General features: G+C 59.2%; 12 protein-coding genes. 6 read left to right on the top strand and 6 right to left on the bottom strand.

Annotated elements, in window-relative coordinates:
• Positions 1-156 precede the first annotated feature (156 nt).
• A complete protein-coding gene (locus tag ACJ8IN_RS10395; RefSeq protein WP_033636812.1) occupies positions 157-417 on the top strand; it encodes a helix-turn-helix domain-containing protein in 261 nt (86 codons plus the stop codon).
• 67 nt (positions 418-484) lie between these two features.
• On the opposite strand, the gene mdh is transcribed toward ACJ8IN_RS10395, so the two are convergent.
• Entirely contained in the window at positions 485-1,423 is a 939-nt protein-coding gene (gene mdh, locus ACJ8IN_RS10400; RefSeq protein ID WP_060422922.1) for a malate dehydrogenase, read from the bottom strand.
• Positions 1,424-1,887: 464 nt separating this feature from the next.
• Between mdh and argR the strand changes: the two genes are divergently transcribed.
• The 3 genes from argR (at position 1,888) to yhcN (ACJ8IN_RS10415) (ending at position 3,410) form a co-directional block, all read left to right on the top strand.
• The gene (gene argR, locus ACJ8IN_RS10405) at positions 1,888-2,358 is read left to right on the top strand and encodes a transcriptional regulator ArgR (RefSeq protein WP_004933572.1); all 471 of its coding nucleotides are present in this window, start codon (positions 1,888-1,890) and stop codon (positions 2,356-2,358) included.
• 404 nt (positions 2,359-2,762) lie between these two features.
• A complete protein-coding gene (yhcN, locus tag ACJ8IN_RS10410; protein WP_033638655.1) occupies positions 2,763-3,026 on the top strand; it encodes a peroxide/acid stress response protein YhcN in 264 nt (87 codons plus the stop codon).
• A 120-nt stretch (positions 3,027-3,146) separates the two neighbouring features.
• Positions 3,147-3,410 carry a peroxide/acid stress response protein YhcN gene (yhcN, locus tag ACJ8IN_RS10415; RefSeq protein WP_033638654.1) on the top strand — a complete coding sequence of 88 codons (264 nt, stop codon included), beginning with the start codon at positions 3,147-3,149 and terminating at the stop codon, positions 3,408-3,410.
• A 197-nt stretch (positions 3,411-3,607) separates the two neighbouring features.
• On the opposite strand, the gene mpl is transcribed toward yhcN (ACJ8IN_RS10415), so the two are convergent.
• On the bottom strand, positions 3,608-4,987 hold the full coding sequence (gene mpl / locus ACJ8IN_RS10420; protein ID WP_033636810.1) for a UDP-N-acetylmuramate:L-alanyl-gamma-D-glutamyl-meso-diaminopimelate ligase: 1,380 nt from the start codon (positions 4,985-4,987) through the stop codon (positions 3,608-3,610).
• 169 nt (positions 4,988-5,156) lie between these two features.
• Here mpl and fbp point away from each other — a divergent pair, with 169 nt between their 5' ends.
• Positions 5,157-6,161, top strand: coding sequence for a class 1 fructose-bisphosphatase (fbp, locus tag ACJ8IN_RS10425; RefSeq protein ID WP_004933587.1), 1,005 nt, complete (start codon positions 5,157-5,159; stop codon positions 6,159-6,161).
• Positions 6,162-6,206: 45 nt separating this feature from the next.
• Here fbp and ACJ8IN_RS10430 read toward each other — a convergent pair whose 3' ends face one another.
• Positions 6,207-7,760, bottom strand: coding sequence for a methyl-accepting chemotaxis protein (locus ACJ8IN_RS10430; RefSeq protein ID WP_308325372.1), 1,554 nt, complete (start codon positions 7,758-7,760; stop codon positions 6,207-6,209).
• Between the two features lie 260 nt (positions 7,761-8,020).
• Between ACJ8IN_RS10430 and ppa the strand changes: the two genes are divergently transcribed.
• A complete protein-coding gene (gene ppa, locus ACJ8IN_RS10435) occupies positions 8,021-8,551 on the top strand; it encodes an inorganic diphosphatase (protein ID WP_004933594.1) in 531 nt (176 codons plus the stop codon).
• 53 nt (positions 8,552-8,604) lie between these two features.
• On the opposite strand, the gene ACJ8IN_RS10440 is transcribed toward ppa, so the two are convergent.
• Genes ACJ8IN_RS10440 through tamA form a run of 3 tightly spaced genes read right to left on the bottom strand, consistent with a single transcriptional unit; the run spans position 8,605 to position 14,488 of the window.
• Positions 8,605-8,952 carry a gamma-glutamylcyclotransferase family protein gene (locus tag ACJ8IN_RS10440; protein ID WP_033648686.1) on the bottom strand — a complete coding sequence of 116 codons (348 nt, stop codon included), beginning with the start codon at positions 8,950-8,952 and terminating at the stop codon, positions 8,605-8,607.
• A 2-nt stretch (positions 8,953-8,954) separates the two neighbouring features.
• A complete protein-coding gene (tamB, locus tag ACJ8IN_RS10445; RefSeq protein WP_049212704.1) occupies positions 8,955-12,773 on the bottom strand; it encodes an autotransporter assembly complex protein TamB in 3,819 nt (1,272 codons plus the stop codon).
• Positions 12,770-14,488 carry an autotransporter assembly complex protein TamA gene (gene tamA / locus ACJ8IN_RS10450; RefSeq protein WP_194243329.1) on the bottom strand — a complete coding sequence of 573 codons (1,719 nt, stop codon included), beginning with the start codon at positions 14,486-14,488 and terminating at the stop codon, positions 12,770-12,772. Before tamA ends, tamB begins: the two co-directional genes overlap by 4 nt.
• Between the last annotated feature and the right edge of the window lie 163 nt (positions 14,489-14,651).

Raw genomic sequence — 14,651 nt, forward strand, 5'->3', positions numbered from 1 at the left:
GCAACGTCATTTTTTGGAAATTACTTGGGTATTTTTTAGGAAATTTAATGGTATTCTGGTTTCCGAATAAGCGTTTCACGTTGTTCATGCGCTTAACCTTGACCCGTTAGTTATACCACTAACGCAACTTTGGCTAATCAGAAAAGGAATGTAAACATGAATTCAAGGAACCCAGATTGGCATCCGGCAGATATCATCGCAGCGCTACGCAAGCAGGGCACCACGCTGGCGGCAGTGTCGCGCAAGGCCGGATTAAGCTCATCGACGCTGGCCAACGCGCTGTCGCGCCCGTGGCCGAAGGGGGAATGGCTGATCGCCGAAGCGATAGGTGTCCACCCTTCGGAGATCTGGCCAAGCCGCTATTACGATCCGCACAGCGATTGCCTGCTGGATCGCAAGGCGCGCATCAAATCGTGAACGCGGAGCAAAAAAAAACCGCCGGAACAGCGTCCGGCGGCGTTTATCGGCTGACTATCGGCGTCGATCAGTTATTGATGAACTTCTCGCCCAGTTCGATATCTTTGTGCAGCACGTCCAGCATCTCGTTCAGCGCTTTCTGCTCGAAGGCGCTCAGGCTGCCGATATCCTTGCGCTCTTCAACGCCGTTCTTGCCCAGCACCAGCGGCTGAGCGAAGAAGCGAGCGTATTTGCCGTCGCCTTCAACGTAAGCGCATTCCACAACGCCTTTCTCACCCTGCAGCGCACGCACCAGAGACAGACCGAAACGGGCGGCCGCCTGGCCCATGGACAGCGTTGCAGACCCGCCGCCGGCTTTGGCTTCCACCACTTCGGTGCCGGCGTTCTGAATGCGTTTGGTCAGATCCGCCACTTCCTGATCGGTGAAGCTCACGCCTGGGATCTGCGACAGCAGAGGCAGGATGGTCACGCCGGAGTGGCCACCGATGACCGGCACGTTCAGCTCTTCCGGCTGCTTGCCTTTCAGCTCGGCCACGAAGGTGTTGGAACGGATGATATCCAGCGAAGTCACGCCGAACAGTTTGTTCTTGTCGTAAACGCCGGCTTTTTTCAGCACTTCCGCCGCGATGGCGACCGTGGTGTTAACCGGGTTGGTGATGATGCCGATGCAGGCTTTCGGGCAGGTTTTCGCCACTTGTTCAATCAGGTTACGCACGATGCCGGCGTTAACGTTGAACAGGTCAGAGCGATCCATGCCTGGCTTACGGGCCACGCCGGCGGAAATCAGCACCACATCCGCACCTTGCAGAGCCGGGGTCGCGTCTTCGCCGCTGAAGCCTTTGATTTTAACTGCGGTTGGGATGTGGCTTAAGTCGACGGCAACGCCTGGGGTAACGGGGGCAATGTCGTAGAGAGAGAGTTCAGAACCTGAAGGAAGCTGGGTTTTGAGTAGAAGGGCGAGGGCCTGGCCGATACCGCCAGCAGCACCGAGAACTGCAACTTTCATCCTATACTCCTTTATTATCTTAAATATATAAAGCGCCGTGAATGTGTTGGTTACGGACCTTAAGTCATTACACCTTTCAAAACAATAAATTAGCCAATTCTTGCCTGCAGGTGTAATAAAATGGCCGCTGTCGCGCCCATTTTAGATTAAATCGCTTACGCATGAAGGGCATAGCGCACACTAATCAAAAATAGTGCGAGGTTATTCACGAGCAAGTTAACCGGCCGTTACATTACACCCTTACGCAACATCAGAACAACATCATTTTAATAACATTTTATTTACCACTGCGGGCCGATTTTCCGTCGCCAAAAGGGCATATTCATCGCGGCCGGATTTTGTTAAAATGCCGCCCTTTCCTCGCCGCCCGGTCATGTTTATTTTCTTTGGGTCGGCCTTTGTTGCATAAAAATTCATCTATATGCATAATCATGACTTCCACTATCAACATTCCACGGTGCAAAATGCGTAATCCCGCAAAACAGGAAGATCTGATCAAGACGTTCAAAGCGTTATTGAAAGAAGAAAAATTCAGTTCTCAAGGCGAGATCGTTTTGGCGCTGCAAGAAGAAGGCTTCGAAAACATTAACCAATCCAAAGTATCGCGCATGCTGACCAAGTTCGGCGCGGTACGTACGCGCAATGCCAAAATGGAAATGGTGTATTGCCTTCCTGCCGAACTCGGCGTGCCGACCACCACCAGCCCATTGAAGAATCTGGTGCTGGACGTCGACCATAACGACGCCGTCGTGGTGATCCACACCAGCCCGGGCGCCGCGCAGCTGATCGCCCGCCTGCTCGACTCATTGGGGAAATCCCAGGGCATCCTCGGCACGATTGCCGGCGACGACACGATTTTCGTCACCCCGTCCAACGGCTTTACCGCTCAGAAACTGCATGAGGCTATTCTGGGCGTGTTCGAGCAAGAGCTGTGAAACCTGGCGCTAACAAAGTGCGGCTTTAGCCCGCACTTTGTTAGCGCTTCTTTAAACTCTCACGTTACCTTTCCCGTCTTCAACCGCGTTTAACACTGCTTTTTTATCCCTCAGCAACACATTTCCATGACATCTACATGTAACCAGCAGTACCCACTGTGATCTTCCGCACTTTTGGTCAAAAGCACTTACCTTATTGAAATTACATAAATTTAACATCAAAAGATCGTTTTGTGAGCGTTTTTTATTCCTTACAGTTATAAAAAATAAGGATCATAAGGTTAAAGTTTCACTAGCAACTGTTAGCGAACTATTAATTTTTCGCGTTACTAGCTGTATACTCATTTTCGTGAACTGAATCACAGTTCGTTGGAACTGATAAAAGAATACGATGAGGTGAGATGATGAAAATTAAAGCTACCGTTGCAACCCTGAGCGTTCTGTCCATGCTTTCCTTTGGTGCATTCGCAGCACAATCTATTGATGCAACTCAGGCCGCAAAACTGCAGCCGGCCGGTGTAATCACCGTGAGCGGCGTCGCCGCTGCGCCTTCCGACATCCGCCAAGCGCTGTCCGACAAAGCCGACGCCAAAGGGGCGACCGCTTACCGCGTAATCGAAGCCCGCAATGACGGCAGCTTCCACGCAACCGCTGAAATCTACAAATAAGTACCGGCATTACCCGGCAACGGGCAATACATCTCTGGAATCAAACGCCGTCATAACGGCCTTCAAGAATAAAAATCGCTGCCAAGCCCTTCCAGGCTGTTATGACCAAGGATCGCTATCATGAACATGAAAACTACTCTCGCTGCATTCGGCCTGCTGTCTGTCATCTCCTTCGGCGCCTCCGCCGCCCAACTGGTGACTAACGATCAGACCGCCAATCTGCAATCTATCGGCACCATCACCGTCAGCGGCATCGACGGCGCGCCGACCGACATTCGCCAGGCGTTGTCGGAGAAAGCCGACGCGAAAGGCGCGACCGCCTACCGCGTGATCGAAGCGCGTAACGAAGGCAACTACCACGCCACCGCCGAGATTTACAAATAACAACTCTGGGAACGGCTTTGCAGAGCTGATTACCCTCGTCACTGCCACTGCCGAGTTCTGACGCAAACGCCGATTTCCCAGAGACCCTCTCGTCGTCCTATCCGACGAACCCCGTTGCCCTCGCTCGCGAGGGCTTTTTTATGGGCGTAAAAAAGGCCGCGAATGCGGCCCTTGATGTGGCTGATGCGGCTGAGCGCTCAGTAGGTGACTTTCGGTTCCTGCTTTTTCGCCAGCGCGTCCAGCAGACGGTCGTGAATGCCGCCGAAACCGCCGTTGCTCATCACCAGAATGTGATCGCCCGGCTGTGCGGTTTTCACCACCATGTCCACCAGCGTGTCGAGATCCGCGCTCCAGTGCGCCGGCTGCACGCAGGCATCCGCCACTTCCGCCACCTGCCACGGAATGTGGTGCGGCTGGAACAGGAACACCTCGTCGGCGCGGCCGAGCGAAGGCGCCAGATCGTTTTTGCTGATGCCCATTTTCATGGTGTTGGATCGCGGCTCCAGCACCGCCAGAATGCGCGCCGTGCCGCCGACCTTGCCGCGCAGCGCGGCCAGAGTGGCCAGGATCGCCGTCGGGTGGTGCGCGAAGTCGTCGTAGACCGTGACGCCGTTGGCTTCGCCACGCAGCTCCAGGCGGCGGCGGGCGTTGATGAAATCGCCCAACGCGCGGCAGGCGTCCGCCGGCTGCACGCCGACGTGGCGGGTGGCGGCGATGGCCATCAGGCCGTTATGCATGTTGTGCTCGCCCACCAGCGCCCAGTTCACTTCGCCGACCTGTTCGCCGTCGAGGAACACCGCGTAATGGCTGGCGTCCGGCGTCAGCTTCTGTGCGCGCCAGGTGCCCTCTTCCCCCACCAGCTCCTGCTCGCTCCAGCAGCCCATCGCCATCACCTGCTTCAGGTGGCTGTCGTTGTCCGGCAGGATGATCTTGCCTTTGCCCGGCACCAGACGCACCAGGTGGTGGAACTGTTTCTGGATGGCTTTCAGATCGTCGAAGATATCAGCGTGGTCGAACTCCAGGTTATTCATGATCAGCGTGCGCGGGCTGTAATGCACGAACTTGGAGCGCTTGTCGAAGAACGCGCAGTCATATTCGTCGGCCTCGATCACGAAGAACGGGCTGCCGCCGAGACGGGCCGATACGTCGAAGTTGCCCGGCACGCCGCCGATGACGAAGCCAGGCTGGTAGCCGCAGGCCTCGAGGATCCAGGTCGCCATGCCGGCGGTGGTGGTTTTGCCGTGGGTGCCGGCGACCGCCAGTACCCAGCGATCGCGCAACACGGCGTCGTGCAGCCACTGCGGGCCGGAAACGTAAGGGATGCCACGTTCCAGCACCGCCTCCACGCACGGGTTGCCGCGCGTCATGGCGTTGCCGATGATCACCAGATCCGGCGCCGGATCCAGCTGGGCCGGATCATAACCCTGAATAAGATCGATCCCCTGGTTCTCCAGCAGCGTGCTCATCGGCGGATAGACGTTGGCGTCCGAACCGGTGACGTCATGCCCCAGTGAGCGCGCCAGCATCGCCAACCCGCCCATAAAGGTGCCACAGATCCCAAGAATGTGAATGCGCATAGGTTTCTCATGTGAGTGCATCGAATGTCGGCATATTCTAACGCTCAGAATCGTCCAGAAGAAATGGATTTGCCTATGAATAGCGCGCATCTTTGGGCTACACTGCACGCGAAAACGTTGGCGGTTTGTTAACAGGCCGCTATCCATCCGTAGATTCAGGGATTGTGTCATGAAAACGTTAGGCGAATTTATCGTCGAGAAACAGCACGACTTCTCTCACGCCACCGGCGAGCTGACCGCGTTACTTTCTGCAATTAAACTGGGCGCCAAAATCATCCACCGCGACATCAACAAGGCCGGCCTGGTTGATATTCTGGGCACCAGCGGGGTGTCCAACGTACAGGGCGAAGTTCAGATGAAACTGGACCTGTACGCGAACGAAAAACTGAAAGCGGCGTTGAAAGCGCGTGGTGAAGTTGCGGGTATCGCTTCCGAAGAAGAAGATGAAATCGTGATATTCGACGGCGAGCGAGCTGAAAATGCCAAGTATGTCGTTTTGATGGATCCGTTGGACGGTTCGTCCAACATCGATGTCAACGTCTCGGTCGGTACGATTTTCTCTATCTACCGTCGCATCACGCCGGTCGGCACGCCGGTGACCGAAGAAGACTTCCTGCAGCCGGGCAGCGCCCAGGTCGCAGCGGGTTATGTGGTTTACGGTTCGTCCACCATGCTGGTGTACACCACCGGTTACGGCGTCCACGCCTTCACCTACGACCCGTCTCTGGGCGTATTCTGCCTCTCCCACGAGAAAGTGCGCTTCCCGGCGAGCGGCAACATGTATTCCATCAACGAAGGCAACTACATCAAGTTCCCTCTCGGCGTGAAGAAATACATCAAATACTGCCAGGAGCAGGATGAAGCGACGCAGCGCCCTTACACCTCGCGCTACATCGGTTCTCTGGTGGCGGACTTCCACCGCAACCTGCTGAAAGGCGGCATCTACATCTACCCAAGCACCGCCAGCCACCCGCAAGGCAAGCTGCGCCTGCTGTACGAATGCAACCCGATGGCGTTCCTGGCCGAACAGGCCGGCGGTAAGGCCAGCGACGGCAAAAACCGCATTCTGGACATCACGCCGGTGAAACTGCACCAGCGCGCGCCATTCTTCGTCGGCACCAAGTCGATGGTAGAAGATGCGGAACGCTTCATCGCCGAAAACCCGGACGAGTAACGCGTTCTTTGCAAGGGTTCGGCGCCGCGCCGAACCCTTATCGCCTTACAGCTTGAACGCAGCCATGCTCTGCGCCAGCAGCTGAGCCTGATCTTCCAGCGAGCGCGTCGCCGCCGCCGACTCTTCCACCAGTGCCGCATTCTGCTGCGCCACCTGATCCATCTGCGCCACCGCCAGGTTCACCTGTTCGATACCGCTGCTTTGTTCGCGCGTCGCCGCCGAGATCTCACGCATCAACGCCGTCACCCGGCCCACTTCGCCGGTAATGCCGCTCATGGTCTGCGCCGCCGACTCCACCATCTGCTCGCCTTCCTGCACCCGGTTCTGCGACGCTTCGATCAACCCTTTGATCTCTTTCGCCGACTGGGCGCTGCGCTGCGCCAGATTGCGCACTTCACCGGCCACCACCGCAAAACCGCGGCCCTGTTCGCCGGCGCGCGCCGCTTCCACCGCCGCGTTCAGCGCCAGGATATTGGTCTGGAAGGCGATGCCGTCCATCACGCTGATGATGTCGGCGATGCGGCGCGAGCTGTCGGTGATCGCCTGCATCTTGCTCATCACCTGGCTGACCACCTCGCTGCCCTGGTTGGCGATATCGGACACGCTCAGCGCCAGCTGGTTGGCCTGTTCGCAGTTCTCGGCGTTCATTTTCACCGTCGAGGTCAGCTGTTCCATGCTGGCGGCGGTTTCTTCCAGCGAAGCGGCCGATTCTTCGGTGCGCTGCGCCAGATGCAGGTTGCCGGCCGCCAGTTCGCGTGAACCGGTGTCAATCTGGCTGCTGGCGTCGCGCACTTTGCTGACCGAACTGGCCAGCGCCTGCTGCATGCGCTGCATCGCCCGCACCAGGCGGCCCATCTCGGTATCGCCCTCGCCGCGGATCTCATGGGTCAGATCGCCGCCGGCGATGTGTTCCAGCTGCGCGATGGACTCGTCCAGCGGGCGCAGAATGATCACCCGCAGCGCGAACCAGGCCAGCACCGCCAGCAGCACGCTGAGCAGGCCCGCCACCACGATCAGCGAGATCTTGGTGCTGGCGTTGCTTTCCGCGTCATACACCTGCTGCGCGCCGAGCTTCATGGCGAAGCTGCGGAAATCGCTGAGATCCTTTTCGAACGCGATGCTCAACGCGGAGATGCGCGTTTCCTGAATATGATAATACTCATCGATTTTGCCGGCCTTGATGACGGCAGCCATCGGCTTCACGCCCTGCTCCAGATAGGCGCGGTAGCTGTTTTGCAGGCGGTTGGAGAGTTCGCGGCCGCGCTCGGTCACGGTGCCGACGCCGACAAAGCGCGCCATTTCCTTGTTCGACTGCTCGAGGTAACCGTAGATGCGGCCCACGGTGGCGTCGGAGACATCAGTCTGGCCGATCTCCCGTTGGCGCACCGCCAGCGAGGCGGCGGTTCTGGCGCGCAGCGTCAGGTTGGAGCTGTTGGCCAGCGAGCCCAGCTCTTCGCCGAGGATCTGGTTTAAGGTATGGATCGAGCGCGATCCTTCGTTAATCGCGTTGACGCCAATAACGCTGACCATGATCAGCAGCATGGTCATCAGGCTCAGCAGGGCGATCAGCCCAGCCTTCACCGTAATCTTTTTTAGCATGAGTTCTTCCCGGCTTCAGAATAGTGAGATCAGACGTAGTAGGGGTGGCAAAACGCGGAGCCAGCTTTGCTGGCTCATTATTGTTTGTTGAAGTTATCGGCAGGCGGAGGCAAAACTTCATGCCGCGGCGGGATTAATCTGGAAATTCTCCGTGCGCCGGCGCACTGGGTTTTCGACGATGAAAAGGGCAGGAAATCGCAAAAGAGTCCGCTATAATAGCCGCCACTCCATTTCTGGTTTGATGATTAAAGGAAACCGACATGAGCTTGAATCTGGTCCCTGCTGGCAAAGACCTGCCGGAAGACATCTACGTAGTAATCGAAATCCCGGCCAACGCCGATCCAATCAAATACGAAATCGACAAAGAAACCGGCGCGCTGTTCGTTGACCGTTTCATGTCCACCGCGATGTTCTACCCGTGCAACTACGGCTACATCAACCACACCCTGTCTCTGGACGGCGACCCGGTTGACGTGCTGGTCCCAACCCCATACCCGCTGCAGCCGGGCTCCGTGATCCGCTGCCGTCCGGTTGGCGTGCTGAAGATGACCGACGAAGCCGGTGAAGACGCCAAGCTGGTTGCGGTACCGCACAGCAAGCTGACCAAAGAGTACGATCACGTGAAAGACGTGAACGACCTGCCGGAACTGCTGAAAGCCCAGATCGCTCACTTCTTCGAGCACTACAAAGATCTGGAAAAAGGCAAATGGGTGAAAGTGGAAGGCTGGGCAGACGCTGCCGCAGCTAAAGCGGAAATCATCGCCTCCTTCGAACGCGCTGCCAAGAAGTAATGCCAGCCGCCGTCCGATGAAAAAACACCGCTCATTGAGCGGTGTTTTTTTTCTTACTGTTCGTCGAGACGCTTCAGCCAGTCACCGCTGGTAATTCGCGGGTAACCGTCCACGCTGTGTTTGTACAGGTAGATCCACGCACTCCCATAAGGCGTCTGAATCAGCTCGCGCTTATAGTCCTTGGTGTTGCTTTTCAGTTCGTCCAGCTCTGCCAGAATCGATGAGTTAATACGATACACCTCGCAATGTATCGTGCCCTCTCCAGGGATCGCCGCCGGGTAATGGCCCAGATTATAAATCTGATAGCCTTCGAGCTCGTGCTCGCCGAGCCATTGGGCGTTGGTCATCCAATGGCTGTTTCCCTGTTTGCGCCGTAAACTGCCGTAGACAATTATTCGCATCGCTAAAACTCAAACTGATAGAGCAAATCTAATGCCTGGTCGAGACCAGACACCGCTTCAAGATACAACTTAGGCATCAGGCGATAACGCAACGTCAGCGTGGCCAAGGAGTCGAAGATGCCCACCCCATATTTTACTTGTAAGCCTGGGAGAACATAGCCGCTCACGACAACCTGGGAACTGTCGCCAACCCCCTGAGTGTCCAGAGCCAAATTACTTACGCCGAATGCCTCGCCGATTTTACCCACAAGTTGACCACTTTGTGCAACCCCCATGCCGATTAACATCGAGGTCATGGCGTTGCCGTCGGCGCCGGAGCTGCTCAAGCCCTGGCCGCGCAGCAGATAAGACAGGGCTTCCTGTTGCGATTTGGCCGGATCGGAGAACACTTCCAGCTTCGGCGCATCCGCCAGGCCGGTCACGCGCACGCCGGCGGTCACATCGTCCTCGGTGGATTCCGGGTTGCGGATCGCCTCGATATTCAGCAGCGGCTGATCCGGCGGGCCGGAGAACATCAGCTGCCCTTTACGCACGATCAAATCCTGACCATAAGCATGGAAGCGGCCGGAAGGGATGTCAATCTGGCCGTTGAGGCCCAGCCCTTTCTTGTCCTGCACCACCTTCAGGTCGCCCTTCAGACGGGCCTTGAGACCAAAAGCGTCCAACCGCACGTCATTGCCGACGTGGATCATCAGATTGCTGTTGATCGGGATCGAGGCGGTCTTCGGTTGAATCGGCTTCAGCTGGTCGTCCAGCATCACCTCGTCGGAAGAGACGCCCACCGCGCTTTCCGGCAGCTCCTGCACCGTGATGCGCGCCCAGGGAATGTCGACCTTGCCGTTGAGCGAGAACAGCTGCGGCGTGGCTTCGAACACCAGATCCGGCGACACGTCGATGCGGATCATCGGCGGCACCGTCACCCGCAGCTTATCGCCCTTGGCGGCAATGCGCGCACGCCAGGCGTTGATATCGCGCCAGTCGGCGTCGCCCGCCAGATTCAGCTGACCGCGCGTGGTGCTGAGCAGCCCTTCCAGCGTCGAGGTCATGCCGTTGAAATTCACCGCCAGCCGCGCGTCGGTCATATCGAACGGCATCCAGTGCCCCTGCACCTTCGCCCGATCCAACGCCAGGCGCCCGAACACCAGCGGCTTCTGCGCGCTGCCGCCCAAGCGCAGGTTGGCGTTCAGCATGCCCGCCGCGCTTTCGCCCTTCATCAGCGCCGGGTTGATCAGCGCCAGCGAGATATTGGTGATATTGACGTTGCCGCTGATGGTGCGCCGCACCTGCGGATCCGCCACCTGGATATTGCCGTCGAACTGGCCGTTGTTGGTCAGCTTGATCCGCCAGTCGGCCAGCGCGCGACCGTTGTTCAGGCCGGCGTTGAGGGTCAGCGTGTCGAAGGCGATCGGCAGCGCGTTGCCCTGCACCTGCTGCACCACCTTGACGCCGTTGCCGGCCAGCGTGACTTTCGCCTCCGGCAGCGCGCCGCCCGGTTTCCAGCTGACATCGGCCCGGCCGGTGAACACCCCGCTCAGGGCAGTTTCCGGGCCGAGGAACGGCTTGATCATCGCCAGATCGAACCGGTTGAGCACCACGCTGGCCTGGCCGCTCTGGCCGGCTTCAATGGTCTTGGGCACGCACAGCTCGGCGTTCGGGTTCTGCCAACAGTGCGGCCCGACGCTGATTTTCTGCTCGGTGTTCAGGTAGTCCAGCGCGATGGCGCGCGTCAGGCGCCATTCCCCGACCGGCGTATCGAAGCGAGTGTTGTTCAGATTGCCGCGCCAGCGCTGCTGCTGACGATCGAAACTGCCCTGCAGCGCCAGCTGGCCGGAGACCGGTTTGCCGTCGATCTTCAGCTGCAGTTGGTGCTGCTTCTCGCTGCCCTTGGCATCGAGAGTCAACAGGCTGACCTCCAGCGCATCCTGCTTCAGCTGCTCGACGCGTACCGCCAGTTGCCCCTGAATCTGATCCGTGGAGCGCACGTCGCCGTCTATTTTCACGCGGTTGATGCGCAGCGCCTGCCACTGCAGGCCGGATGCGGTCAAATCAGCCAGCAGCTGCGGCGCCTGCAGATTGCCGCGCAGCTTCAGCAGCCCTTTGGCGGTGCCGCCCAGGCCCGGCAGCGCGCCGTCCAGACGCGGCGCGTCGATGTTGGCGTCCAGGTTCCAGCTCTTCTCGTCCAGCTGCCCTTTGACATTCAGTTGGTTACGCCCCAGCGCCAGATCGATGCCGGGGATTTTCCACTGCCCGGCGGCGTTGCCGCTCAGCGTACCGCGCGCCGTGACCTTGTTCTGCTTCACGTTGCCGTCCAACTGCAGCACCGGCACCTGCAGCTGCCAGCTGCCGCCGTGCAGGCTACCGCGCGTGGTGATCTTGCCGTCGAGTTTCGCCGGCCATTCCGGCCACTGCTTGGCGGTATTGATGCCGCTCAGCGTCAATTGCGAGGTCCAGCTGATGGCCTTGCTCCAGTCCACCAGCGCAGTGAGATCGGTATTGCCCTGCAGCGCCGCCAGGCGCAGGCGCTCCAGCTTGAATTGCTCGACGTTGCCTTTGCCGTCCAGCGTCAGCACCGCCGGCGGCAAGTCCTGGCCTTTCAGATTGGCGCGCGTCGACAGCGCGTAGTCGGTCGCCTTGCCGTTAAAGCGCAGGCGGAAATCGTTGACCTGATACTGCGCCTCGCCGCTCAGCGGCCATTTCAGCTGCTTGCTCTGCAACGTCAGCGCCAGCGGCAGGCCGGCTTCGGCCAGCCGGGTTTGCACATCGAGCTGGGCGCCGACCGGGCCGGACAGGTTCAGCGCCACCTTCAGCTCGTCACGCAGCCCGCCGCCGACGTTCAGCTTCACCTTCTCGCCCTTCAGCGGTTCGATGTTCAGCGCGCTGTTGGCGGTCAGGGACACCGGCCAGTCGCCGGTCAGCGTTGCCTGCCCCTGCAGCGACAGCGTGCCCTGCGGCGACTTCACGTCGAAGTTGTCCAGCTGGATATGTTGATCCTGCGTGCTGGCCTGCAGCAACAGGCTCGTGATCAGCACGTCGGTATCGCCGGTCAAGCGCAGTTGCTCGCCACTGATCTCTTTGACGGTGATATCCAGCGGCAGGCGGATGTCCGGCAGATCCGGCAACAGCGGTTTGGCGAACAGTTCCTTCAGCGTTTCGCCCAGCGGCTTCTCTTCCGGCTGAGGTGCCGGCTTCGCCGCGTCGGTAACCTGCTCGCCGACCTTTTTCGCCACCTCGACCGCCGGCTGCACCGCTTCCGGCAACGGGTTTTGCGGGGTTTTCGGCAAGGCGATCAGCAGCGAGCCGATCTTGGTCGGCATCAGCGTCAGCGCGCGCTCTTGCCACTGCGCGCCGGTGCGGAACTCGGCCAGCGAGATGGCGGTGTCGTCGACGGTGACCTTGACGTTGTTCAACGCCAACAGGCGCAGCGTGATCGGGTAAGGCGTGCTGAGATTGGTGGTCGGCTCACTGCTCTCCTCCACCGGCGCGGAAGGCGCCATCTCTTTGGTGTTCACCGCCACGTCCACATCCTGGGCGGTCAAGGCGTTGACACACAGCGAGCTGCGCTTAAAGCAGGAGAGATCGAGCGACAGATGGAACTGCCCGGCGTTGACCGTCACGCCCGGCATCTGATACTTCACGCCCTTCAGCGTCAGATCGCGCCAGCCGCCGCTGACGCCGGCGATCTCCAGCCCCGGCACCCAGCGCGCCGCGCCGTTGATGACCATATGCAAACCGGTGGTGGTGCCTATCAGGAAGGCCAGACCGCCGATCAGCAACAGCAGAACGACCAGAAATCCGAGACAAATCTTTTTAACCAGGCTCATAGTTCAGGCCCCAAACCGATGTAGAACTGCATCCCGTGGGTGTCCTTGTCCCCCACGGGCGCGGCGATATCCAGCTTCACCGGCCCCACCGGCGACTGCCAGCGCACGCCTACGCCGGCGCCGGTCTTGAAGTTGCTCTTCTTGATATCGTTCACCGCTTCACCGGAGTCGACGAACATCGCCCCCCACCATTTGCCGGTCACGTTGTATTGGTACTCCAGCGAGCCGGTCAGCATCTTGGAGGCGCCGGTCAGCTTGCCGTCGTCACCGCGCGGCGAGATGTCTTTGTACTTGTAGCCGCGAATGCTGCGGTCACCGCCGGCGAAGAAGCGCAGATCCGGCGGCACCTTGTCGAAGTCGTTGGTTTCTATCCAGCCCACCTGCCCGCGCGCCACAAAACGATGCTTGTCGGCCAGGGTGCGGATCCAGACGTTCTGCGCCTGCATCAGCGCAAAGTCCACCCCGGAGCCCCAGGAGGTGTCGGACACGTCGATAGAGTAGCGCTGGCTGTCGCCCCAGGTCGGCATCAGACCGCCGCGCGAACGGGTGCGGCTGAAGCTGACGCCGGGATACAGCAGCATGGTGGTGTTGCTGACATTACCCTGGGTAAAGTTATCCCAGCGCCAGGTCAGGTTGATCGCCCGCTGCCAGCCGCTGGAAAGATCCCAGTTGCGCGAGGCCACCACTTTGGAGGTGACGGACTTGGTGTCGTTAAGATCGACGTTCTTGAGGCCGCCCTGCAGCAGGTAATACTGCTCCAGCGGGTTCTTGAGCAACGGGATTTTGTAGGTCAGATCCAGCTGCTGCTCCGGTGCCGACACGCTGGCGCTGGTTTCCAGACTATGCCCGCGATCGTTGAGCCAGGGCTTTTTCCAGGTGCCTTTCACCCGCGGGCCGACGTCGGTGGAGTAGCCGATACCGGTTTCGACGGTGTTGCGCGTGCGCGGCGTCACCAGCGCGTCCAACGGCAAAATCTTGTTCTCTTTGGCATCGTTGAAATCAGGGGATACCACCACCGAGTTGAACCAGTTGGTGGCGGACAAACGGCGGTTCAGCTCGGCCAAATCCTCCGAACTGTAGTAATCCCCCTGATGAAAGGGCACCAGATTTTGCAGATAGTCTTCGCGAATTTGCGAACCGGTGAATTTCACCTTGCCGAAGCGGTAACGTTCGCCGCTGTTGAAATCGATATCCCAAAACGCCTTGTGCAGATCTTCGGCCACGCCGAGCTGGCTTTTGGTCATGTCGGCGTCGAAGTAGCCTTTGCGCAGCGCCAGGCCGGTGAGCGAGCCTTTGAAACTGTCATACTTGCCGTGGTTGAGGATCTCGCCGATGGTCGGCCGCCCCTTCTTCACCAGCGCCAGATAGTCCTCATCGGTCTTCGCGCCGCCTTCCAGCACGATGTTGGCGCCGGCGATACGCACCGGTTCGCCCGGATTGACCTTGGCGTGCAGCACCGGGCGCGACATCCCCGGCCGATCGTCCAGCGTAAACTCGATGGTCGGCTGGTAATAGCCGAGCGCGCGCAGCCCCTGGCGCACCGCCTCATCCACCCGCGCGCGGAAGCGCCCGTCGGTGCCGACCTCTTCAGGCGTGATCGACGACAGCCGCACCCGGACGTTTTTTTCCAACTCTCCGCTTAACCCCTCCACCTGCAAGCGCACGTTGGCCGCATAGGCCGCAGGTGCCGCAAGCAACACAGATATCAAGCACATGACCGGGTACTTTGGCACGTGTTCTCCTTATTGATTTTACTTTCCTGTTATGGTGTTCGCTCCGGGGCCAGGGCAGACTCCGCGCTATCATGACGGCAGCCCTCTTCAGCTTTGTTCCGGACGCCGCCCGCCGCGCTTTGCCACCGCCGCGCAACAGGCGAAT

This window comes from Serratia sp. CY31944, from assembly GCF_052169175.1.
Classification (GTDB): Bacteria; Pseudomonadota; Gammaproteobacteria; order Enterobacterales; family Enterobacteriaceae; genus Serratia; species Serratia sarumanii.